The sequence below is a fragment of the Bradyrhizobium sp. CIAT3101 genome (assembly GCF_029714945.1).
Lineage (GTDB): Bacteria > Pseudomonadota > Alphaproteobacteria > Rhizobiales > Xanthobacteraceae > Bradyrhizobium.
On the sequence record NZ_CP121634.1, the window covers coordinates 1910854 to 1932895 of the forward strand.

20 protein-coding genes are annotated in these 22042 nt (G+C 64.4%); 16 read left to right on the forward strand and 4 right to left on the reverse strand.

Annotated elements, in window-relative coordinates:
• Window positions 1-53: 53 nt before the first annotated feature.
• On the forward strand, window positions 54-551 hold the full coding sequence (locus tag QA645_RS08875; RefSeq protein WP_283049658.1) for a DUF2852 domain-containing protein: 498 nt from the start codon (window positions 54-56) through the stop codon (window positions 549-551).
• Window positions 552-836: 285 nt separating this feature from the next.
• A complete protein-coding gene (locus QA645_RS08880) occupies window positions 837-1007 on the forward strand; it encodes a hypothetical protein (protein ID WP_254133896.1) in 171 nt (56 codons plus the stop codon).
• Window positions 1008-1024: 17 nt separating this feature from the next.
• Here the strand turns inward: QA645_RS08880 and QA645_RS08885 are convergent, their stop codons facing one another.
• On the reverse strand, window positions 1025-2188 hold the full coding sequence (locus tag QA645_RS08885) for an acyl-CoA desaturase (RefSeq protein WP_283049660.1): 1164 nt from the start codon (window positions 2186-2188) through the stop codon (window positions 1025-1027).
• A 293-nt stretch (window positions 2189-2481) separates the two neighbouring features.
• On the opposite strand from QA645_RS08885, the gene QA645_RS08890 reads away from it, so the two are divergent.
• Together QA645_RS08890 and QA645_RS08895 are read left to right on the forward strand one after the other, a co-directional pair.
• Window positions 2482-3249, forward strand: coding sequence for a serine acetyltransferase (locus tag QA645_RS08890; protein WP_283049662.1), 768 nt, complete (start codon window positions 2482-2484; stop codon window positions 3247-3249).
• Window positions 3250-3288: 39 nt separating this feature from the next.
• Window positions 3289-3999, forward strand: a complete 711-nt coding sequence (locus QA645_RS08895) for an SDR family NAD(P)-dependent oxidoreductase (RefSeq protein WP_283049663.1) — start codon at window positions 3289-3291, stop codon at window positions 3997-3999.
• A gap of 141 nt (window positions 4000-4140) precedes the next feature.
• Here the strand turns inward: QA645_RS08895 and ggt are convergent, their stop codons facing one another.
• Window positions 4141-5847, reverse strand: coding sequence for a gamma-glutamyltransferase (ggt, locus tag QA645_RS08900; protein WP_283049664.1), 1707 nt, complete (start codon window positions 5845-5847; stop codon window positions 4141-4143).
• Window positions 5848-6547: 700 nt separating this feature from the next.
• Here ggt and tolQ point away from each other — a divergent pair.
• From tolQ to ftsH, 10 genes are all read left to right on the forward strand, one after another.
• Complete coding sequence (gene tolQ / locus QA645_RS08905; protein WP_283049666.1) at window positions 6548-7264, forward strand: protein TolQ; 717 nt, start codon at window positions 6548-6550, stop codon at window positions 7262-7264.
• Between the two features lie 43 nt (window positions 7265-7307).
• Window positions 7308-7760 carry a protein TolR gene (gene tolR, locus QA645_RS08910; RefSeq protein ID WP_254133891.1) on the forward strand — a complete coding sequence of 151 codons (453 nt, stop codon included), beginning with the start codon at window positions 7308-7310 and terminating at the stop codon, window positions 7758-7760.
• Between the two features lie 4 nt (window positions 7761-7764).
• On the forward strand, window positions 7765-8724 hold the full coding sequence (locus QA645_RS08915) for a protein TolA (RefSeq protein WP_254133890.1): 960 nt from the start codon (window positions 7765-7767) through the stop codon (window positions 8722-8724).
• Window positions 8725-8765: 41 nt separating this feature from the next.
• Window positions 8766-10115, forward strand: coding sequence for a Tol-Pal system beta propeller repeat protein TolB (gene tolB, locus QA645_RS08920; RefSeq protein ID WP_283053141.1), 1350 nt, complete (start codon window positions 8766-8768; stop codon window positions 10113-10115).
• Between the two features lie 247 nt (window positions 10116-10362).
• A complete protein-coding gene (locus tag QA645_RS08925) occupies window positions 10363-12699 on the forward strand; it encodes an EAL domain-containing protein (protein ID WP_254133889.1) in 2337 nt (778 codons plus the stop codon).
• 167 nt (window positions 12700-12866) lie between these two features.
• Window positions 12867-13595: a hypothetical protein gene (locus QA645_RS08930; protein WP_254133888.1), complete on the forward strand. Its 729-nt coding sequence runs from the start codon at window positions 12867-12869 to the stop codon at window positions 13593-13595.
• Between the two features lie 257 nt (window positions 13596-13852).
• Window positions 13853-14341 (forward strand): peptidoglycan-associated lipoprotein Pal, encoded by a 489-nt coding sequence (gene pal / locus QA645_RS08935; protein ID WP_254133887.1) that lies wholly within the window; start codon window positions 13853-13855, stop codon window positions 14339-14341.
• Window positions 14342-14525: 184 nt separating this feature from the next.
• Window positions 14526-15563: a tol-pal system protein YbgF gene (gene ybgF / locus QA645_RS08940; RefSeq protein ID WP_283049670.1), complete on the forward strand. Its 1038-nt coding sequence runs from the start codon at window positions 14526-14528 to the stop codon at window positions 15561-15563.
• Window positions 15564-15617: 54 nt separating this feature from the next.
• Window positions 15618-16703, forward strand: a complete 1086-nt coding sequence (gene tilS / locus QA645_RS08945; protein ID WP_283049672.1) for a tRNA lysidine(34) synthetase TilS — start codon at window positions 15618-15620, stop codon at window positions 16701-16703.
• Window positions 16704-16957: 254 nt separating this feature from the next.
• On the forward strand, window positions 16958-18880 hold the full coding sequence (gene ftsH / locus QA645_RS08950; RefSeq protein WP_254133884.1) for an ATP-dependent zinc metalloprotease FtsH: 1923 nt from the start codon (window positions 16958-16960) through the stop codon (window positions 18878-18880).
• A gap of 203 nt (window positions 18881-19083) precedes the next feature.
• On the opposite strand, the gene QA645_RS08955 is transcribed toward ftsH, so the two are convergent.
• On the reverse strand, window positions 19084-19938 hold the full coding sequence (locus tag QA645_RS08955) for an alpha/beta fold hydrolase (RefSeq protein ID WP_283049674.1): 855 nt from the start codon (window positions 19936-19938) through the stop codon (window positions 19084-19086).
• 159 nt (window positions 19939-20097) lie between these two features.
• Between QA645_RS08955 and QA645_RS08960 the strand changes: the two genes are divergently transcribed.
• Window positions 20098-21300, forward strand: coding sequence for an ABC transporter substrate-binding protein (locus QA645_RS08960; protein ID WP_283049676.1), 1203 nt, complete (start codon window positions 20098-20100; stop codon window positions 21298-21300).
• Window positions 21301-21404: 104 nt separating this feature from the next.
• Window positions 21405-21602 carry a hypothetical protein gene (locus QA645_RS08965; protein ID WP_254133880.1) on the forward strand — a complete coding sequence of 66 codons (198 nt, stop codon included), beginning with the start codon at window positions 21405-21407 and terminating at the stop codon, window positions 21600-21602.
• Between the two features lie 65 nt (window positions 21603-21667).
• On the opposite strand, the gene QA645_RS08970 is transcribed toward QA645_RS08965, so the two are convergent.
• Entirely contained in the window at window positions 21668-21997 is a 330-nt protein-coding gene (locus QA645_RS08970) for a hypothetical protein (protein WP_254195239.1), read from the reverse strand.
• Window positions 21998-22042 lie beyond the last annotated feature (45 nt).

Below are 22042 nucleotides of genomic sequence, written 5' to 3' on the forward strand. Positions count from 1 at the left end.
TATGTAAATGTTATTTACATTCACAACGGCAGATGCCGTGATGGAGAAGGGAAATGGCCTACACCGCTGATGTCAATCGCTGGCGCGGCCCCTCGGACCAACAACAGCAGCAGTACGAGCGGCCCCACATGCTCGATACGCCCTGGCATCCTGGCTGGATTGCCGTGACCATTCTCGGCTTCATCATCTGGTGGCCGATCGGTTTAGCCCTTCTCTTTTTCACACTCGGGAGCAGAAGAATGTCGTGCTGGAGCAACTCTGATCGCTGGCAGAACAAGATGGAGCGGATGCAGTACAAGATGGACCGCATGCGCGACCGCATGGAGCGCCGAGGCTTCGGCGGCTTTGGCTTCGGCCCGCCGTCCTCCGGCAATCGCGCCTTCGACGAGTATCGCTCTGAAACGCTGCGCCGGCTCGAGGAAGAGCAGGTCGAGTTCAAGAACTTCCTCGACCGCCTGCGCCACGCCAAGGACAAGGAAGAGTTCGACCAGTTCATGGCCCAGCACAAGACGCGTCCGACCCCGCCGCCGACCGACCAGCAGCAGGGTTGATCCCCCTCAAAGCCTTCAGGCGCATGCCCCCAAAGTCCTGATGGCCCCGAGCCGCCCGCCTGCGCACCCCGCAGGCGGGCGGTTTGGTTTTGGGGAAGGGCTTCAAAGAACCGTCATGCCCGGGCTTGTCCGGGGCATCCACGTTCTTGGTGCGTCGGAGTAAGGCGTGGATGGCCGGGACAAGCCCGGCCATGACGCGCTGAACCAGTTGGAGAACCAACATCGGACGTACTGACACTAAGACGTGTGCGCCGTTCGCGTGCCGATTTTCTGTTGGATGACGTCATGGACCTCACCACCCGCCTGCTGCTCGGCGCGACCGCCATCGCGGTGCTGGGCTATATCGGCTTCGTCTATGGCAGCTGCGCCGGCGATCCCGACTGCCATGTCCGCAGCTGCGGCCGTCAGCTCTGTGGTGTCGTCTACAACCATCCGCAGGACCGTCCGGCGCCATAGAACCCGATCCGCGAGCTTCAGCGCGCGGTCACGACCTGCGCACGAACCGACGTCAGGAAGTGCTCGTAGGCGTGGTCGACGATCTCGTTGAGTGATCGCGTTCGCGCGAACATTGCCCTTGCTTCCGCGAGAAACTCGTCGCGGGTCGGAATCTTCGGCAGATGCAGATGCGTCAGCGCATCGACGCCGTCATGCGCGCGATTGAGGATGTCGTGCAGCGTCGGCAGTTGCAAATGGGCCGGATCGGCCCGGTGCAGCGCCGACGAGATCGCGTGCGCGAGAGCGTGCGCGTCGAACCGCCCGGCAAGCTCGCGGGCTGCGCGATTGATGACACGTGCGCCGAGCGGCTGCTCGTTGCGCAGCACCTGCTCGGGCGGCGCCTTCATGTTCCAGACGATTCCGCACCACGATAGCACCTTCAGCACGTAATAGGTCATGTCGATTTCCCACCAGCGAAAGCCCTGTCGCACGCTGCTCTGGTAGGCGTGGTGATTGTTGTGCCAGCCTTCGCCCATGGTGAGCAGCGCCAGCAGCCAGTTGTTGCGGGAATCGTCGCCCGTCACGTAGCGCTTGCGTCCGTGCACGTGGGCGAGGGAGTTGATGCAGAAGGTCGCGTGATAGACCAGCACCGTGCTCCAGAGGAAACCGACGACCAGGCCCGACCACCCTGCGAACGCGAAGCAGAGTGCTGCAAGCACGAAGGCGGGCAGCAGCTCGAGCCGATGCAGCCACATCAGCTCCGGATAGACCGCGAGATCGCCGACTTTCACGAGGTCGGTCGTGTCGTGCTCCCGGTAGAAGATCCAGCCGAGATGGCTGTACAGGAAGCCGCGATGCCGCGGCGAGTGCGTGTCGTGTTCGGTGTCGGAATGCAGATGATGGTGCCGGTGCTTGGCCGCCCACCACAACACGCTCTTCTGCGCGCTGCTTTGCGCAATGAAGGCCAGCATGAACTGAAACACCCGGCTGGTCGCATAAGCCCGATGCGAGAAATAGCGGTGGTAGCCCGCGGTGACCCCGAACATGCGCACGACGTAGAGCGAAGCGCAGATCGCGACGGCCTGCCAGGTGACGCCCGACCAGATGGCTGCGAAGCAGCCGAGATGGACCAGCACGAACGGCACGGCGGAGGGGTACATGATGTCGTCGTGCTGGTCGTCGGCGGGCGCGTTGGGCGACATGTCTTGGCGTGACCTCGGGTAACATTATCTGGGATTTGCTTCGGCCGGGCCGAAGACCATCGGGTACGAAAAACCCGCGGATGGCGGACCACCGCGCGGGCTTGAGATGCTTTCGAGAGTCCCGGCCAACGCAGCGTCGGCCGGAAATCCGCCGGACTATATGGTCGCGGGCATCTGGCATGCAAGCTCGTAGCCTCACGGGGAGCTGCGGCATGATGCTCGGGTCGGCCGCGCCGCTGGTGCCGCTTTGCCCACCACCTATATAGGGAAGCATTAAAATACCGGAGGCGACGATGGCACCAGCTGCGGTCATGGCGAGCGACGACCTCTGGCAGGCCATTCGCGACGAGGCGCGGCGCACTGCTGCCGCCGATCCCGTCTTTGGCAGGACTGTGGCCGACGCCATTCTGCCGCATGATGATCTCGCGGCGGCGCTCGCCGATCTGATCGGGCGCCGGCTTGGCGGCCGCGCCGGCGAGCGCGAACGCTTCACGGCATTTTCCCTGAAAGCCTTTCGCGGCTCCCCCGAATTGATCGAAGCGGCCGGCCGCGATTTGCAGGCCATCGTGCGCAGCGATCCGGCCATCGCCAGCCTGTTGGCGCCGCTGCTGCATTTCAAGGGCTATGTCGCGCTGCAGGCCTGGCGCGTCTCGCGCTGGCTGTGGCGTCATGAGCATCGCGATGCGGCGCTGTTGTTTCAGAACGAGGCGTCGAACGTCCTGCAGGTCAGCATCCATCCGGCCGCGCAGATCGGCTCGTCCGTCTATCTCGACCACGCCACCGGCATCGTCATCGGCGCCAATGTCGTGATCGGCGACGAGGTCACGATCCTGCAGAACGTCAGCATCGGCCGCGGCAGTGAACTGCCGACGCGCTCGCCCCGCGTCGGGCGCGGTGTCTATCTCGGCGCCGGCGCGACCATTCTCGGCGACATCAGCGTCGGTGATTTCGCAAAAATCGGCGCCGGCACGGTCGTGACATCGGATGTGCCCGGCGGCTGTACCGCGGTCGGCAATCCCGCGCGGCTCACCAACTGCCCCGAGCCTGCCTCGGTGGCGTGATTGATCCCATCATCAGCTTTTCAAATGTTGGAGCGTGCAATGAAGACGGCAATCGTGATCGGCGTCGGACCGGAGCGCGGCCTTGGAGCCCAGCTCTGCAAGCGTTTTGCAGCCGAGGGGCTCAGGGTGATCGTCGCGGGCCGGACGCAGTCGGCGTTGCAGGCGGTCGTGGATGACATCGCGAAGGCCGGCGGCATCGCTACGCCTGTCATCGCCGACGCGACCAGGGAGAGCGACATCACTGCCCTGTTCGATGCCGCCGGCGAAGACCTCGACCTCGCGATCTACAACGCCGGCAACAACACGCCGGGGAAGATCATCGAGATGGACGCCGATTATTTCGAGAATGCCTGGCGCGTGGTCTGCTTCGGCGGCTTCCTGTTCGGCCGCGAAGCGGTGCGCCGCATGGTGCCGAAGAAGACAGGAACGCTGCTCTTCACCGGCGCCAGCGCCTCGCTGCGCGGGCGCTCCGGCTACGGCGCGTTCAACTCGGCCAAGGCCGGCATACGCACGCTGGCGCAGGCCATGGCCAAGGAATATGCGGGAGACGGCATCCATGTCGGCCATGTCGTGGTCGACGGCGCGATCGCCGGCGACAAGATTTTCTCGCGCTTCCCCGACGCTGCCGGCCGCGAGGACAGCCTGATCAGCATCGAGGGCATCGTCGATGCCTTCGCATTCCTCTACCGCCAGCCCGAGCGCGCCTGGTCGTTCGAGCTCGACGTGCGGACCTCGAAGGAGAAGTGGTGAGAGCAGGGGGCCGATCATGGCCTCCCGCTGTCATTGCCCGCGAAGGCGGGCAATCCAGTATTCCAGAGACGACATTGAGATGCGGAAGGGCCGCGGCGTACTGGATACCCCGCCTTCGCGGGGTATGACAGTCATGAGCGATCAATACCCGGCGGCAAGTCCCGAGTTGCGCCGCGGATCGTTGGCGCCGTAGTAGCGGTTGTTGCCGACCTGCTGGCCGCCCAGTGACGGCGCGCCGACGATGATGACCGCCAGGTGGTTGGCCGGTTGCGGCGGCCCGAAATTGTGACCCATGCCCTCCAGAATTTTGCGCGTGTCGGGTGACAGCGCGTAATTCTCGACATTGGTCAGATCGGGCAGCCATTGCTGGTGGATGCGCGGCATGTCGACGGCTTCCTGCGCGTTCATGTCGTAGTCGATCGCGTTGATCATGGTCTGCAGGACAGCCGTGATGATACGGCTGCCGCCGGGCGTGCCCACCACCATGACGGTCTTGCCGTCCTTGGTGACGATGGTCGGGCTCATCGACGACAGCGGCCGCTTGCCGGGAGCGATGGAATTGGCCTCGCCCTGCACCAGGCCGTAAAGGTTCGGCACCCCGACCTTGGCTGTGAAGTCGTCCATTTCATCGTTGAGCAGCACGCCGGTCTTCGCAGCGGTCACCTTGGCGCCGAACCAGTCGTTCAGCGTGTACGTGACCGAGACCGCGTTGCCGTCCTTGTCGGCGATGGAATAGTGCGTGGTGTTGCTGCCCTCGTGCGGCGCGACGCCTGGCTTGATGTCCTTGGAGATTCCGGCCTTGTTCGGATCGATCACCGCACGGATCTTGGCCGCGTAAGCCTTGTCGAGCAGGCGATCGAGCGGATTCTTCACAAAATCGGGATCGCCGAGGTAGCTGTTGCGGTCCACGTAAGCGTGCCGCATGGCTTCGATCTGCACATGCACGGCCGCTGCGGAGTGATAGCCCAGCTCCTTCAGCTGATAGCCTTCCAGGATATTCAGGATCTCGCAGATGATGACGCCACCCGAACTCGGCGGCGGCGCAGACACCACGTGATAGCCGCGATAGTCGCATTCGACAGGTGCGAGCTCGCGGGTCTTGTAGCCGTCGAGGTCGTCTTGCGTGATCAAGCCCTTGCCGGCCTGGCTCGAGGCCACGATGGCGCTGCCGACCCAGCCTTTATAGAAGCCGTCGGTGCCTTTGCTGCTGATCTCGCGCAGCGTCTTGGCGAGCTCCGACTGCATCAGCTTCTCGCCGACCTGGTACGGCTGACCGTTGTTGAGGAAGATGGCGGCGGAGGCTGGATCGTCCTGAAAGTCCGCGGTGGTGGTGAGCAGCAGGTCGATGTCGCCCTGGTCCAGCGCAAAGCCTTGTTCGGCGAGCTGGATCGCGGGAGCGAGCAGGTCGGCGCGCTTCATGGTGCCGTATTTTTCGCGCGCATATTCCATGCCCGAGACGGATCCCGGCACACCCACCGCGAGGTGTCCCTTGGTCGAGATGCCCTTGATGACGTTGCCGTCCTTGTCGAGATACATGTTCGCAGTCGCGCCCTTGGGGGCGGTCTCGCGAAAATCGAGGAAGGTCTTGCGGCCGTCGGCGAGGTTGATCGTCATGAAGCCGCCACCACCGAGATTGCCGGCGGCCGGATAGACGACGGCGAGGGCATAGCCGACGGCCACGGCGGCATCGACGGCATTGCCGCCGCGCTTGAGCACGTCGACGCCCACTTGGGTCGCCAGATGTTGCGCAGAGACGACCATGCCGTTTTCCGCGGCGATCGGTGCGACCGATGCCGCGCGCGCGGGGCCGAAGGTGACGAGGCTGACGGATACGATGGCGGCGGTCATCCACCGCAGGCTTGTTCCCGCATGTTGCACGGCTTGCTCCCAAGGCAAGGCCGGCTGTCCCCGGCCCTTGTTGGTGATGCAGGCTCAATTTATCAGGCCGCGTTCGCCGGGCAAATCGGCCGTCGAGGTCCAAGGGTGCCGGCCACCAGTCCAACTGCGCTCCCTCCCCCCTTGCGGGGGAGGGCGGGGGAGAGGGGTGGCTCAGCAAATGGTGTTTGTCAGAGCGTCCGGATTTCTTCGCCACGAGGCGAATCCCCGTGTGGCACCCCTCTCCCTAATCCTCCCCCGCAAGGGGGGGAGGGAACCAACCTCCTTTGGGTCCGGGAGTTTGCTCACTCACTCGGTGCGGCCACGCGACATCCTGCCTCGCGCTTGCCCTTCCGCCCCCCATCCCTCAGCGCCGTCTCGCTTTCCCGCGGCCAAATTCGTCCCTGGTAACCCGGCATTAACCATCGGCGGGCTCTGGTAATTATGGACAATCGCGCCCGGAGCTGTCGTCGAGGCCCTTAGTTTTGACATCTTGGCAGGGAATGCAGGCGGCGGCTTTGGAGAAGCCCCTGCACCCCAGAAAGACAAGGCTTTGAGCGGGCTTGCCGGCCGCGCCGGTGCTAGCGCGGCAGTTGGGGAACCGGCCGCCATTGGGCTCGCCGGGACATAGGTAACGGTCGCCGAAGGCGATCGTTTTGAGAGGATATTGCTGATGAATCCGGCCGACGTGGCTCAGTCCGCCCTTCCGGGTGTGGCCTCCGCCGACGTGTCGCTGATCGCGCTGTTCTGGCAGGCTCACTGGATCGTGAAATGCGTCATGCTGGGCCTGCTGTCCTGCTCGGTCTGGGTCTGGGCCATCGCGATCGACAAGATCTTCCTCTATGCCCGCACCCGCCGCTCGATGGACCGGTTCGAGCAGGCGTTCTGGTCCGGCGAGTCGATCGAGGAGCTCTATCGCACGCTCTCGGCCAAGCCGACCCATTCCATGGCCGCCTGTTTCGTGGCCGCGATGCGCGAATGGAAGCGCTCTTTCGAAAGCCACGCCCGCTCGGTCGCGGGCCTGCAGATGCGCATCGACAAGGTCATGAACGTTTCGATCGCCCGCGAGGTGGAACGGCTGGAACGCCGGCTCCTCGTGCTTGCGACCGTCGGCTCCGCCGGCCCCTTCGTCGGCCTGTTCGGCACGGTCTGGGGCATCATGTCGAGCTTCCAGTCGATCGCGGCGTCGAAGAATACCTCCCTGGCGGTGGTGGCGCCCGGCATCGCGGAGGCGCTGTTTGCGACCGCGGTCGGCCTTATCGCCGCCATTCCTGCCACTATTTTCTACAATAAGTTCACTTCCGAGGTGAACCGGCAGGCCCAGCGGCTCGAGGGCTTCGCTGATGAATTTTCAGCCATTCTGTCCCGTCAGATCGACGAGCGGGGCTGACGGACGGCATGTATAGTGTGAAGGCGAGATTGGGCACCAAGCCATGGGCATGAACGTAGCCAGTTCGTCCGGAGGCGGCGGCCGCCGCAGCCGGCGCAAGCCGGTCATGGCCGAGATCAACGTCACGCCGATGGTCGACGTGATGCTGGTGCTGCTCATCATCTTCATGGTGTCGGCGCCGCTGCTCACGGTGGGTGTTCCGCTCGATCTGCCGTCGACCCAGGCCAAGAGCCTTGATCAGAACGACCAGAAGCCGATCCAGATGTCGGTCGACATCAAGGGCAAGGTGTTCATCGCCGACGCCGAGATCCAGATCAACGAGCTGATCCCGAAGCTGAAGGCGATCACGGACGCGCGCGGCGGGCTCGAGGAACGCATCTATCTGCGCGCCGACAAGAAGGCGGATTACGGCACGGTGGCAAAGGTCATGGGCCTGCTGTCGGGTGCGGGCTTCAAGAAGCTGGCACTCGTCACGGAAGCGGATCAGGGGTCCTAGGCCGGTGAAGGTGAACGTCGACAAGACACTCGTTGCGTCGATCGTGCTCCACGTCCTCGTGATTGGATGGGGTCTGCTCACCTTTAGCAGCAAGGCCTTCATCGCACCGGAGGAGTCGCTTCCGGTCGACATCATTTCCAGCGATCAGCTCGCGCAGATGATGTCGGGCCAGAAGACCGGCAAGAAGGAAGAGCCGAAGCCCAAGGTCGAGAAGATCGCCGAGGCGAAGCCCGAGGAAGATGCCGTCGGCAAGGTCACCGAGAAGAAAGAGCTGATCAAGACCAACTCGACCCCCGATCCGCCGCCGAAGCCTGTCGAGAAGCCGGTCGAGAAGAAGCCCGATCCGCCGAAGCCGGTCGCCGAGACCAAGCCCAAGGAAGAGCCGAAGCCGCAGGAGAAGAAGCCTGATCCGGCCAAGGAAGATCCGATCGCGGAGTTGCAGAAGAAGCTCGACACCAAGAAGCCGCCGCCGAAGCCCGTTGAGCAGAAGGTCGCGGCGGTGCAGCCGCAGCAGCAGCCGAAGCCCAAGGAGCGCACCTTCGATCCCGCGCAGATTGCCCGCGACCTCGACAAGCGCGCCGCGACCCGGCACGAGCAGACCGGCTCGGCGCTGAATGCGTCAGCATCGCTGGGCTCGACGACCGGAACTGCCGTCAGCAACGTCGCGACCTGGCAAGGTGCATTCCAGGGCGCGGTCAAGCGCTGCTTCACGCCGACCTATAACGGGCAGGACGCCAACCTGTACGAAGCCGACATCGACATTCCCATGAAGGTCGACGGATCGCTGGCGTCGGAGCCGGTCATCGTCGCGGTGCGAGGACCGTCGCGGTCGATCGCCCAGGCGGTGGCGGAGAGCGCCAAGCGCGCCATCGTGCAGTGCCAGGTTTATTCGTTCCTGCCGAAGCAGCAATACGACAGCTGGAAGCTCATTCCGATGACTTTCGGCCTGAAAGACATGTTGTGACATCCGAACAAAAGAATTTTGCGATGAATGACGTTCGATCGATGAACCGCCGCCGCTTCATGACCCTGACCGGGTCGACGCTCGCGTTGCTCGGGGGCGGACAGGCCTTCGCCCAGCAATCGCAGGGGCGTCTCCGCATCGATCCCACCGAGTTTCGTCCGATCCCGATCGCGATCACCAATTTCGTGCCGGGCTCGCCCGCCGACGGCGACGTCAGCAACGGCGTCACGCAGGTCATCACCAACAACCTGAAGCGCTCGGGCCTGTTCGCCCCGATCGACCAGGCCGCCTTCATCGAGCGCATCAGCAACATCGACGTCGCGCCGCAATTCCAGAACTGGAAGACCCTCAACGCGCAGGCCCTCGTCACCGGTCGCATGACGCGGCAGCCAGACGGCCGCCTCAAGGCCGAATTCCGCCTGTGGGACGTAGTCACCGGCCAGCAGCTCGCCGGCCAGCAATATTTCACCTCGCCGGAATATTGGCGCCGCATCGCCCACATCATCTCCGACCAGATCTACGAGCAGATGACCGGCGAAAAGGGCTATTTCGACAGCCGCGTCGTGTTCGTCGACGAGTCCGGGCCGAAGGAGCGCCGCGTCAAGCGGCTGGCGATGATGGACCAGGACGGCGCCAATGTGCGCTACCTCACCCGCGGCGCCGATCTCGTGCTGACGCCGCGCTTCTCGCCGAACTCGCAAGAGATCACCTATATGGAGTTCGGGCAGGGCGATCCGAAGGTCTATCTCTTCAACATCGAGACTGGCCAGCGCGAGATCGTCGGCAACTTCCCCGGCATGACCTTTGCGCCGCGCTTCTCGCCGGATGGCCAGCGCGTCATCATGAGCCTGCAGCAGGGCGGCAACTCCAACCTGTTCGTGATGGATCTGCGCTCGCGCTCGACCACGCGCCTCACCGACACGCCGGCGATCGACACGTCGCCGTCCTACTCGCCGGACGGCACCCGTATCTGCTTCGAGTCCGATCGCGGCGGCAGGTCGCAGATCTATGTGATGGCGGCGGGCGGCGGACAGGCGCAGCGCATCTCTTTCTCGAAGGACGACAACAACGCCACCTATTCGACGCCGGTGTGGTCGCCGCGCGGCGATTACATCGCCTTCACCAGGCAGGGCGGTGGGCAGTTCTCGATCGGCGTCATGAAGCCGGACGGCTCCGGCGAGCGGCTCCTCACCTCCGGCTATCACAATGAAGGCCCGACCTTCTCGCCGAACGGCCGCGTGATCATGTTCTTCCGTGATCCCGGCGGCAGCGGTGGGCCGTCGCTGTTCTCGGTCGACATCTCCGGCCGCAACGAGCTGAAAGTGCCGACGCCGGGCTTCGCCTCCGATCCGGCTTGGTCGCCGCTGCTGTCCGCGACCGCGGGCCAATAGGTCGATCGCGCGTCTGACGACGCGCGATGTTTTTTCGAAAAAAAGCGCCGATTTTTCCGCTTTTCGCGCGCGCGGCAAGCTTTCCTTCACCTTGCGCCCGGCAAGGCTTGCCTAGTTGCTTGATATTTCAGCGGAAACAGTTTCGCTATTGCCGAAAAACAACTCGACTTTAACGATGTTCCCTCAGAAAGGCTTCATCAGGTGTGGGTAAAAGTACGCGCCAAACAGGACGCGCGTACAAACGAAAATGCAGTTCGCAAGCCAGACCGGAAAATCCGATCAAGGACAGGCGGCGCCCCCGGTGTCGGCGGCGCTGAATGATTCCCTGTTCGAAGCGCCCGGTCCGCTGTTTGCGGGTATCGTCTTCGTCGCCATCGGGGCCGCCATCACGGCGCTGAGGACCGGACAAACTCTGACCTGGGCGACGGTGGCCCTGATCATCCTGGCCGGAGCTCTCCGCCTGTTCGATCTGCGGCGCTTCCTGCCCCGCAAAGCCAGCCTGACAGCCGAAGAAGCCGTGGTCTGGCAGAGGCGCTATCTGATGGGCGCGCTGATTCAGGCCGCTGCCATTGGAACATGGTGCGGGCTCGCTCTGGTGAGCACTGACGACGCCGTCGTCCACATGATCGCCCTCTCCATCACCACCGGAATCGTCGGGGGAGGCGCAGGACGGGCTTACGGACGGCCATCGATATACCATCTGCAGGCCGGCCTCATGTTCGGTCCGGCCGTGATCGCGCTGGCGTCGTGGGGCACGCCCTACTACATCGCCATGTCAGTCGTGAGCGCCGCATTCCTGCTGGCGATCATGCAGCTCTCGGCCAATCTGCACAGAATATTCATGCGCGCCGTTGTGGCGCGGGAGCGCGAAGCGGCGCTCGCCGGCCAGTTCGACACCGCCCTGAACAACATGCCGCACGGCCTGTGCATGTTCCGCGTCGACAGGCAGCTCGCCGTGATGAACCACCGGTTCAGCGCGATGCTGGAGCTGCCCGAGGATCTCGTTCGGAGCGGCATCACCGCGCGTGACATCATGGCCGCGTGCGTCAGCTCCGGCTCCATCTCGGCCGCGAGCGGCGAGATGATCGTCACCGAGATCGAAAACTCGCATGCGAACGAGATCGTGACCGTCGATCCCGACGCGGAGAGAAACCGGTCATTGTCCTGGACGGTGCAGCCGATGGCCGACGGTGGCGCAGTGCTGCTGCTCGAGGACGTGACCGAGCGGCGCAATGCCGAGGCCAAGATCACCCATCTTGCCCGTTACGACGAATTGACGGCGCTCCCCAACCGCGTCCATTTCCGCAACGAGATCGAATCCCTGCTGGCGGCCTCGCGCCATTCCGACCGGCTCTCCGCGCTGCTGTTCGTCGACCTCGACCAGTTCAAGCAGGTCAACGACACGCTCGGCCATCCCTGTGGCGACCAGCTCCTCTGCGCGGTGGCCAACCGTCTGCGCGAGATGCTGCGGCCCGAGGATTTCGTCGCCCGCTTCGGCGGCGACGAGTTCGTCGTGTTCCAGCAGAATATCAACGCGGCCGAAGATGCCGCGAGCCTCGCCCGCCGCATCGTCGAGCGCCTGAGCGAGCGCTACCGGATCGACAATCACCTGGTCGAGATCGGCGCCAGCGTCGGCATCGCGCTGACCTCGCCGGATGGCGCCAGCGCCGACACGCTGCTCAAGAACGCCGACATGGCGCTCTACCGCGCCAAGGCCGACGGCCGCGGCACCTTCTGCTTCTTCCGCGACGAGATGGCGGCCACCGTCGAGGCGCGCCGTATCCTCGAGCTCGATCTGCGCAAGGCACTCGCCAACGAGGAGTTCGAGCTGTTCTACCAGCCGCTGGTCAATCTGAAGTCCGGCAAGATCACCACCTGCGAAGCGCTGCTGCGCTGGAATCATCCGGTGCGCGGCACGGTCTCGCCGGTCGACATCATCCCGGTCGCCGAGGACATGGGCCTGATCGTCGATCTCGGCCGCTGGATCCTGCGCCGCGCTTGCATGGAATGCATGAAATGGCCGGAGGGCGTCAGCGTCGCCGTCAACTTTTCGCCGCAGCAATTCCATCAGCGCGACGTGCTGAGCGAGATCCGTTACGCGCTCGAGGTCTCGGGCCTGCCGGCGTTCCGCCTCGAGATCGAGATCACCGAATCCTCGCTGCTGCGTAACACCCAGCTCACCCACGATATCCTGTCACAGCTGCATGCGCTCGGCGTGCGCATCTCGCTGGACGATTTCGGCACCGGCTATTCGAGCCTCAGCTATCTGCACAACTTCCCGATGCAGAAGGTCAAGATCGACCGCTCCTTCCTCGAGGGCATCGATGCCGACCGACCGCTGACGCTGTTGCGCGGCGTGGCGCGGCTGTCGGCCGACCTCGGCATGTCGGTCGTGGTCGAGGGCATCGAGACCAACGAGCAGCTCGAGCTGGTGAGCGCCGACGGCACCGTTTCCGAAGGGCAGGGCTACCTGTTCAGCCGGCCGGTACCCGCCGTCAGGATCCGTCAGTTGCTCGATGCCTCGCATGGCCGCCGCATGGCGGACGCTCAGATCGTCTCGATCTCCTCGCGGTCGTTTGGCTAACGCCGCGCTCCCGGCCGTCCCCATTTCCTCAATGTTTCCCTGTATTTTCCCGGGGTTTTACGGGGCCTGATCCTTAACCCTAACATTTCGAAGCCTTTGCAATTCGGTTAAGGAGTCATTAATCTTCCCCACACTCGCGGAAGTTGCCCGCGGGGCGGGAGTATCAGATGAAGTCAGGAGCCGAGCCGCGCGCGCCGCTCGAAATTCGAGGGGCAGGGTTGTTCGACCGGCTCGATTATCGGCTCGTCGAAACCCCCGAGGACCGTGATGCGGTCTACGCGATGCGCTACCGGGCCTACCTGCACGGCGGACTGATCTCGCCGAACGCGTCTCAGCGGATCGTCGACACTTACGACGATGCCCCCAACGCCTGGATCTTCGGAATCTATCTCGACGGAGAACTCTGCAGCTCGCTCCGCCTGCACGTCCTGACGTCGGAATGGCGGATGTCCTACACCACGGAATTGTTCGGCGATGTTCTCAACTCTCGCCTGGACCGAGGCGAGGTTTTCGTCGATCCCGCGCGTTTTGCTGCGGATCCGGACAAGAGCCAGCGGTTTCACGAGCTCCCTTATCTGACGCTGCGGCTGGCCTATCTGGCCTGTGATCATTTCAATGCCGATCTCGGACTTGCGATGGTGCGTACGGACCACCAGGCGTTTTATCGCCGGATCTTCCTGCATGAGACCCTCACGGAGCCGCGTCCGTTCCCGGGCTGGCATTCGCGGAAAGTGGTTCTCATGGCCTCCGATTTCGCCAAGCTTCGGGAGCGGGTCTTGACCCGCTTTCCCATCATGCGCTCGAGCGCCTTCGAGCGAAGGATGCTGTTCGATCGTGCCGGCCAGACCCAGGCCGTGTCCCGGCCGGTGCTCGTCCCGGCTAGCACCGTGGCCTGATCGGCCAACGCCGGTTCCCGCAAGAGTCTCCGTAAAGGCCCAAAATTCCGGCAGACTCAGCGTTTTTGCCGGCTAAGGCGGCTTGCCTTCACCCTCGCGCCACATTTACAACCCATTAACCATAGTGGGTGCTTTTCGCTGGTTGGGGGCATTTGACCGGCTGAGGCAAGGTTCCGTCAAGGTTGACGGAACGTTCGCTTAACCAACCCCCTGTAGACCGGACAGCAGTGGACGAACGTGAGCGTGGAGGCTCCGGAATGATGAATCCTATGCGTATCCTCCAGGGATTGAAGCTGGCCGCGGTGGTTGCCATCGCACTGTCGATGGGCGCCTGCGCGAAGCAGAACGCGGGCCTGGATGCGAACGCGAGCGCGGCGACGCCGGGCAGCCAGCAGGACTTCGTGGTGAACGTGGGCGACCGCGTGTTCTTCGAGAGCGACCAGACCGATCTGACCCCGCAGGCGATCGTGACCCTGGAGAAGCAGGCGCAGTGGCTGCAGACCTATCCGCGCTACTCCTTCACCATCGAAGGTCACGCGGACGAACGCGGCACCCGCGAATACAACATCGCACTCGGCGCCCGCCGCGCCCAGTCGGTGCGCTCGTTCCTCGCCTCGCGCGGCATCGATGCGAACCGCATGCGCACCATCTCCTACGGCAAGGAGCGCCCGGTGGCCGTGTGTAACGACATCTCCTGCTGGTCGCAGAACCGTCGCGCTGTGACCGTGCTGAACGCGAGCTCCTGACGTTCAGTCAGCCGCCGTTCATCTTCAGAAACCGATTATGCCGGCGCCCTCTCGGGCGCCGGTTTCGTTTCAGCGATCTGTGACAGAAACCCCGTGGTGCCAGTCACATTTTTGGCGTACTGCCTTTCAAAGTGTGGCGCGTCGCATGTTCCGTCGCAGATTTCGTTTTCGTCGTCAGGGCAAGATGTCATCCAAATTCAAGGCAATTACCGGCACCGTGGCGTTCGCCGCGCTGCTCTCTTTGTGCGCGCCCGCCTTCGCCCAGTCGGACGACGGCGATCCCGAGATGCGGATCGAACGGCTGGAAAACCAGCTGCGCCAGCTCACCGGCCAGAACGAGGAGCTGCAATATCGCAACCGTCAGCTCGAGGATCGGCTGCGGGCGCTCGAGGGTGGCGCGCCCGGACAGCCGGCACAGCCAAACGCCGCGGCCGTGCCGCCGGCCCAGGTTGCGCCGCCCTATCGCCAGCAGCCTCCGCAGCAGCAACAGGCTGCGCAGCCGGGTTACGAGCAGCCGCAGATCGCTGCTCCCGCGCCGATCGTTCAGGAGCAGCCGGGCCCCGGCGCGCCCGGCACGCGCCGCCGTGGTGATGCGTTCGACCCGAGCCAGACGCCGAATGCGCCCGGCGCGCCGCGCGCGCTCGGCGGCGGCCAGCAGCCGATGCCGGCTCAGGGCGGCGCGCCCGGTGGCCGTGCTGCCGGCGAGCCGCTCGACCTCAACAACACTGGCGGCCACTATCCGCAGGCCGCGGCACCGGCCCAGCAGGGCTATCCGCCGGCGCAGCAGGGCTCTCCCGCGCAGACCGGTGGTCCGGCTCTCGCGACGCTGCCGCCCTCGGCGACGCCGCGCGACGAGTTCGATCTCGGCATCGGCTACATGCAGCGCAAGGACTATGCGCTCGCCGAGCAGACCATGAAGAATTTCACGGCGAAATATCCGAGCGACCCGCTGCTCGGCGATGCGCAATACTGGCTCGGCGAAAGCTATTTCCAGCGCCAGCAATATCGCGACTCGGCCGAGGCCTTCCTCGCCGTCACAACCAAATACGACAAATCGGCCAAGGCGCCGGATGCGTTGCTGCGGCTCGGTCAGTCCCTCGCGGCGCTGAAGGAGAAGGAAGCCGCCTGCGCCGCCTTCGGCGAGGTCGGCCGCAAATATCCGCGTGCCTCCGCCGGCGTCAAAGCGGCGGTGGACCGCGAGCAGAAGCGGGTGAAGTGCTGATCTGCCGCGTTTGAACCTGACAACCCCGATGGCGCTGCGCTAAATTGCAGCGTCATGTCCGACGACGACAATTCTCCGATTTCGGCACGCGAAGCGAAGCAGCTCTTCGCCGAGCTCAAGAGCGCGCCCGCGCTGGTGCTCGCGGTCTCCGGCGGGCCCGACTCGGTCGCGCTGATGTGGCTCGCGGCGCGCTGGCGGCGCAGCCTGGCGCGCGGCCCGGAGCTCATCGTCGTCACCGTCGATCATGGCCTGCGGCCGGAGGCGGCACGCGAGGCGCGTGAGGTCAAGCGGCTCGCCACTGAACTCGGCTTGACACACCGGACCCTGCGCTGGCGCGGTGCAAAGCCGGCAACGGGATTGCCGGCCGCCGCGCGCGAAGCCCGCTATCGCCTGCTTGCGCAGGCCGCGCGCGCAGCCGGTGCGAGCCACGTGCTGACCGCGCATACCCGCGACGACCAGGCCGAGACCCTGTTGATGCGGCTGCTCCGCGGCAGCGGCATCGCAGGTCTGTCGGCGATGGCGCGACACGCGACGCGCGATGGCCTGGTGCTGGCGCGCCCGCTGCTCGATGTGCCGAAGTCGCAGCTCATCGCGACGCTGAAGCGGGCTGGAATCGGTTTCGCCGACGATCCCACCAACCGCGATGCGGCCTTCACGCGGCCCAGGCTTCGCGCGCTGCTGCCGCAGCTCGCAGCCGAGGGTGGCGATGCCCGCACGCTGGTTCGTCTTTCGGCGCGGCTCGCCCGGGCCAACGTGGCGGTCGAGGTGCTGACCGACGGCGCCGAGCGCTTCCTCCGTTTGCGGGATCGCGGCGATGCGCCGCAGCCGGACGTGCGCAGTTTCGAGGCCGCAGCCTTCGCCACCCTGCCCGAGGAAGTCCGGCTGCGGCTGCTGCTGCGGGCCATCGACGCGGTCGGGCACGAGGGGCCGGCGGAACTCGGCAAGGTCGAGACCCTGCTGGCTGCGATCGATCAGGCCATGCGCGACCAGGACATCTCCGCCCGCTCCCGTGCGCCCGCAAATAGCCGTGCCATCCTGAAGCAGACCCTGGCGGGAGCCTTGATCAGCCTTGCCGGGGGGCGTATCCACATCGCGCCCGCGCCGGCCCGGCGGTCCAGGAATGGTCCCAAAGGCGGATGAGGGCGGACCATGACACCGGCCGTTTCGGCAACGCGCCGTCAGGACACCTTAACCAGGCAGGAAAAACGCCCGCTTTGATGCCATTATTTCAGCGGGAATCGCTCTAAGATGGGATAAATAGTCCCATCTCGTTCCCTTGGCAGCGACCGGGGCGGCACCTAAATTGTATGCGTCTAACGATGAGGATTCCTTGGGGATTTCCTCGTAAAGCCCAAGGATGAGGCCGCGATCCGCGCGACCACGAAGGAAGATCGATGAACGCCAATCTGCGCAATTTCGCCCTCTGGGTCATCATTGTTTTGCTGCTGTTGGCGTTGTTCACGCTCTTCCAGAATCCGGGCCAGCGGGCCTCCTCGCAGGACATCGCCTTCTCGCAGCTCCTGAGCGAAGTTGACCAGGGCCGCGTCCGTGACGTCGTGATCCAGGGTCCCGACATCCACGGCACCTTCACCAACGGCTCCAGCTTCCAGACCTATGCGCCGAACGACCCGACGCTGGTGAAGCGCCTGTACGACAGCAAGGTCCAGATCACCGCGAAGCCGCCCGGCGACAACGTGCCGTGGTTCGTCTCGCTGCTGGTCTCCTGGCTGCCCTTCATCGCGCTGATCGGCGTCTGGATCTTCCTGTCGCGGCAGATGCAGGGCGGCGCCGGCAAGGCGATGGGTTTTGGCAAGTCGCGCGCGAAGATGCTCACGGAAGCGCACGGCCGCGTCACCTTCGAGGACGTCGCCGGCGTCGACGAAGCCAAGCAGGACCTGCAGGAGATCGTCGAATTCCTGCGCGACCCCGGCAAATTCCAGCGCCTCGGCGGCCGCATTCCGCGCGGCGTGCTGCTGGTCGGCCCTCCCGGCACCGGTAAGACCCTGATCGCGCGTGCGGTCGCGGGCGAAGCCAACGTGCCGTTCTTCACCATTTCGGGTTCTGACTTCGTCGAAATGTTCGTCGGCGTCGGCGCCTCCCGTGTGCGTGACATGTTCGAGCAGGCCAAGAAGAACGCGCCCTGCATCATCTTCATCGACGAAATCGATGCGGTCGGTCGTCACCGTGGCGCCGGTCTCGGCGGCGGCAATGACGAGCGCGAGCAGACGCTGAACCAGCTGCTGGTCGAGATGGACGGCTTCGAGGCGAACGAGGGCGTGATCCTGATCGCCGCGACCAACCGTCCCGACGTGCTCGATCCCGCGCTGCTGCGTCCGGGCCGCTTCGACCGCCAGGTTGTGGTGCCCAATCCGGACGTCGTCGGCCGCGAGCAGATCCTCAAGGTCCACGTCCGCAAGGTGCCGCTGGCCCCGGATATCAACCTCAAGACCATCGCGCGCGGCACGCCCGGTTTCTCCGGCGCCGACCTGATGAACCTCGTCAACGAAGCCGCCTTGACCGCCGCGCGCCGCAACAAGCGCATGGTCACCCAGGCCGAGTTCGAGGAAGCCAAGGACAAGGTGATGATGGGCGCCGAGCGCAAGTCGCTCGTCATGACCGAGGAAGAGAAGCTGCTGACGGCCTATCACGAGGGCGGCCACGCCATCGTCGGCCTCAACGTGCCTGCGACCGATCCGATCCACAAGGCGACCATCATTCCGCGCGGCCGTGCGCTCGGCATGGTCATGCAGCTCCCCGAGCGCGACAAGCTGTCGATGTCCCTGGAGCAGATGACCTCGCGCCTCGCCATCATGATGGGCGGCCGCGTCGCCGAAGAGCTGATCTTCGGCCGCGAGAAGGTGACGTCCGGCGCCGCCTCCGACATCGAGCAGGCCACCCGCCTTGCCCGGATGATGGTGACGCGCTGGGGCCTGTCGGAAGAGCTCGGCACCGTCTCCTACGGCGAGAACCAGGACGAGGTGTTCCTCGGCATGTCGGTCTCGCGGACGCAGAACGCCTCTGAGGCGACCGTGCAGAAGATCGACTCCGAGATCCGCCGCCTGGTCGAGGAAGGCTACAAGGAAGCGACCCGCATCCTCACCGAGAAGCACGCCGATCTCGAAGCGCTGGCCAAGGGCCTGCTCGAGTTCGAAACGCTCTCCGGTGACGAGATCGTCGACCTGCTCAAGGGCAAGAAGCCGAACCGCGAGTCCGTGCTCGAGCCGACCACGCCACGTGCCTCCGCCGTGCCGCCGGCCGGCAAGTCGCGCCCGCGGCCCGATCCGGATCCCGGCCTGGAGCCGCAGCCGCAGGCGTAACGGCAAACGGCATATCGAATTGAAAAACGCGGCGGCAACGCCGCGTTTTTTGTTGGCTCGGGATGGCGATGCGGACGCAGTTGCACTCGCAACAACGGCAGCCTCGTAGGGTGGGCAAAGGCGCGTAGGGCCGTGCCCACGATCTCTTTGCAGTCATGACGGAAGCGGTGGGCACGCTTGCGCTTTGCCCACCCTACGGCATCTCACTTTGCCGCTGCTCCGCTGCGCCCCAGAAACCGCATCACATCATCCGTGAACTGCCCGGGATCCTGCAGGAACGAGAAGTGACTGACCTCCGGCTGGATCAGCAGGCCAGCGCCGGGAATATTCGCCGCCATGAATTCGGTGTTCTCGCGCTTGATCGCCTCGTCGTGATCGCCGTCGACGATCCAGGTCGGCACCTTGACGCCTGCGAGATCGGAGGCCGTCCATTTCGGCTGGCTCTCCCACATCTTGGTAATCTCCGCGACGAAGCTCTTGTACTCGGTCGGCGTCGGCGAGAGGCGCTGGTACTCCTCGCCCGCCCGCGCGATGTAGGCGTTGAAGACGTCGCTCGACGCAATATCGGCAACGCCCGACGGATCCGAATTCGCTGCGAACGCAAACAGCCTGCTCACCCGCTCCGGGTGCTTCATCGCGATGTCGAGGCCGATGATCGCGCCGTCGCTCCAGCCGACGATCGCGGCCTTCCTGATCCCGAGATGATCGAGCAGGGCGACCACGTCCGAGGCCATCAGGTCGTAGCCATACGGTTCCTGATTTCGGTGGCTGCGCCCATGTCCACGACTGTCCATGACGATGACCTGATAATGCCGCTGCAGCGCGCGGACCTGGTGGCCCCAGTAATTGGCATTGGCGAGGCCGCCATGCAGCAGGAGGACCGGCTCGCCGCGGCCGAAACTTGCGTACCAGATCTTGATGCCGTTGACGGGCGCGAAGCCGCTTTGCGTTGCCTTGGGCAAGGTCGGCGTCGGCGGCAGGTTCAGCCATCGCGGTGCTGCATGTGCCGTGCCGAGCGACATCGTGATGAGGAGTGCGGCGAAGAGATTGCGAAACATGACGCGTCTTCCTGCTGGGCGACCTGGCGCTGCGCTTCGCCCGCCTTACGGCTGCGGTGATCGTCGCCCGATAATGATTGGAGTTGGCCGCGATGTCATGGCATGCTCCCTTCAAATAAAGGTGCGGCGCGATCGCACCGGCAAATGGGAGGGGAGCCGATGCGCTTGACGGCGGCATTGGGCGCGTTGTGCGCCGTTTCATTTGTAACATTCAGCGCCGCCATCGCCGCCGAGATGCGCGGCATCACCGCCACCGAGATCAGGATCGGCCAGACCATGCCCTATAGCGGGCCGGTCTCCGCTTTCGGCGCGCTCGGCAAGGGCGAGGTCGGCTATTTCAAGATGCTCAACGACAAGGGCGGCATCAACGGCCGCAAGGTCAATCTGATCTCGCTCGACGACAGTTACGCGCCGCCGAAATCGGTCGAGCAAACGCGACGGCTGGTGGAGAGCGACGAGGTCGCGCTGATCTTCTCCTCGATCGGCACCGCGCATAACACGGCGATCGCGAAATATCTCCAGAGCAAGAACGTGCCGCAGCTCTTCATCGGCTCCGGCGCCTCCAAATTCGCCGACATCGCGCAATATCCGCAGGCGACGATGGGCGTGCAGGCGCCGTTCCGCTATGAGGCGCGGCTCTATGCTCGGTATGCGCTCGCCAGGAATCCGAACGCGAAATTCGCCGTGATCTCGCAGAACGACGATTACGGCCGCGACTATCTCGCGGGCCTCAAGGACGTGCTGGCCGAGAAATACGATGCCGTGGTCACCAATGCCACCTACGAGATCCAGGACCCGACCATCGATTCCCAGATCGTGAAATTGAAGGCCTCGGGCGCCGACGTGTTCGTGATCGCGGCGACACCGAAATTCGCAGCGCAGGCGATCCGAAAATCCTTCGAGATCGGCTGGCGGCCGATGACCTTCCTGTCCAACGTCGCGGTGTGGATCTCGACCGTGATGGAGCCCGCCGGCGTGGAAGCCGGCACCGGCATTCTCTCCACCGCTTATGTGAAGGACCCCGACGATCCCGCCTGGAAGGACGATCCCGGCGTGAAGGCCTGGCGCGAGTTCATGACGAAATATGTGCCGGAGGCCGACCAGCACGACACCAATTACGTCAACTCCTACAACAGCGCGATGGCGCTGGAGGCGGTGCTGAAGGCCTGCGGCAACGATCTATCGACCGAGAACATCCTGAAGCAGGCCTACGCGATCCACGATCTCGAACTGCCGATGCTGCTGCCCGGCATCAGGATCAACACCAGCGCGACCGACCACGTCCCCGTCGACCAGATGCAGTTCATGCGCTTCAACGGCAAGACCTGGGAGCGATTTGGCGAGCTGCAGACGGGAAATTGAGGGCGCCGCTTTTGCTGTTGTAGCCCGGATTTCGCTCCGCGCCATCCGGCCCTGGCCCGCCAGATCACGAAGAGGGCATCGCGGCGGGGCCAAAATGCCTCTTGTTGACCATGATTTCGGGCGTACATTCGCCCATTCTGGGCAATGGCAGGGCAGTTGCAATGGCGGCTCAGTCTCACAAGACCGCAGAAGAGCAGTATGAGGAGCAGGTTCGCATCCTCATCCGCATCGTCTCAGCCTCCACTTTGGGGCTTCTCGCTTTCGCTGTGGGCCTGCTGATCGGGACCTTTCTGTTTTCGTAATCGAAGACGAATGGCATCAACAACGCTCGGCATGGATCCTATCCGCGGTGACCTGGCCCATCGCCTCAGGAGGCGAGACGAAGCCAGACGTCCTTGCTCGCCAGCGTGCCGTCCGGCGTGGCGATCTCCAGGTCCACGACATGCAGGGAGCCGGGCTGGTCGCCGTAGATATATTTCAGGTGCCATATCAGCCCCAGCTCGGGCGTGATGACGAAGTCATCCAATCCATCGGTGATCGCCCGAACGGCCTCACGGTGCGTCAGCGGCGCCGAAAACATCGCGTCGATCAGATTGGCCAGGCTCATGCCTTCGACCAGCATCATTCGGGCGATGTCGTCACCGTGGACGTGACGGAGCGCTGATATGATGACAGCGATGGCGTCCGGGTTCTTCATGACACGGTCTACTTCGAGGCCCTTTTCACCGCCCCGATCCGGCTG

What these genes read in the sequence shown, in the direction of transcription:
- QA645_RS08875 (WP_283049658.1), top strand. Translation starts at nt 54, where the DNA reads ATGGCCTACACCGCTGATGTCAATCGCTGGCGCGGCCCCTCGGACCAA.
- QA645_RS08880 (WP_254133896.1), top strand. Translation starts at nt 837, where the DNA reads ATGGACCTCACCACCCGCCTGCTGCTCGGCGCGACCGCCATCGCGGTG.
- QA645_RS08885 (WP_283049660.1), bottom strand. Translation starts at nt 2,188, where the DNA reads ATGTCGCCCAACGCGCCCGCCGACGACCAGCACGACGACATCATGTAC.
- QA645_RS08890 (WP_283049662.1), top strand. Translation starts at nt 2,482, where the DNA reads ATGGCACCAGCTGCGGTCATGGCGAGCGACGACCTCTGGCAGGCCATT.
- QA645_RS08895 (WP_283049663.1), top strand. Translation starts at nt 3,289, where the DNA reads ATGAAGACGGCAATCGTGATCGGCGTCGGACCGGAGCGCGGCCTTGGA.
- ggt (WP_283049664.1), bottom strand. Translation starts at nt 5,847, where the DNA reads ATGACCGCCGCCATCGTATCCGTCAGCCTCGTCACCTTCGGCCCCGCG.
- tolQ (WP_283049666.1), top strand. Translation starts at nt 6,548, where the DNA reads ATGAATCCGGCCGACGTGGCTCAGTCCGCCCTTCCGGGTGTGGCCTCC.
- tolR (WP_254133891.1), top strand. Translation starts at nt 7,308, where the DNA reads ATGGGCATGAACGTAGCCAGTTCGTCCGGAGGCGGCGGCCGCCGCAGC.
- tolB (WP_283053141.1), top strand. Translation starts at nt 8,766, where the DNA reads ATGAACCGCCGCCGCTTCATGACCCTGACCGGGTCGACGCTCGCGTTG.
- QA645_RS08925 (WP_254133889.1), top strand. Translation starts at nt 10,363, where the DNA reads ATGCAGTTCGCAAGCCAGACCGGAAAATCCGATCAAGGACAGGCGGCG.
- QA645_RS08930 (WP_254133888.1), top strand. Translation starts at nt 12,867, where the DNA reads ATGAAGTCAGGAGCCGAGCCGCGCGCGCCGCTCGAAATTCGAGGGGCA.
- pal (WP_254133887.1), top strand. Translation starts at nt 13,853, where the DNA reads ATGATGAATCCTATGCGTATCCTCCAGGGATTGAAGCTGGCCGCGGTG.
- ybgF (WP_283049670.1), top strand. Translation starts at nt 14,526, where the DNA reads ATGTCATCCAAATTCAAGGCAATTACCGGCACCGTGGCGTTCGCCGCG.
- tilS (WP_283049672.1), top strand. Translation starts at nt 15,618, where the DNA reads ATGTCCGACGACGACAATTCTCCGATTTCGGCACGCGAAGCGAAGCAG.
- ftsH (WP_254133884.1), top strand. Translation starts at nt 16,958, where the DNA reads ATGAACGCCAATCTGCGCAATTTCGCCCTCTGGGTCATCATTGTTTTG.
- QA645_RS08955 (WP_283049674.1), bottom strand. Translation starts at nt 19,938, where the DNA reads ATGTTTCGCAATCTCTTCGCCGCACTCCTCATCACGATGTCGCTCGGC.
- QA645_RS08960 (WP_283049676.1), top strand. Translation starts at nt 20,098, where the DNA reads ATGCGCTTGACGGCGGCATTGGGCGCGTTGTGCGCCGTTTCATTTGTA.
- QA645_RS08970 (WP_254195239.1), bottom strand. Translation starts at nt 21,997, where the DNA reads ATGAAGAACCCGGACGCCATCGCTGTCATCATATCAGCGCTCCGTCAC.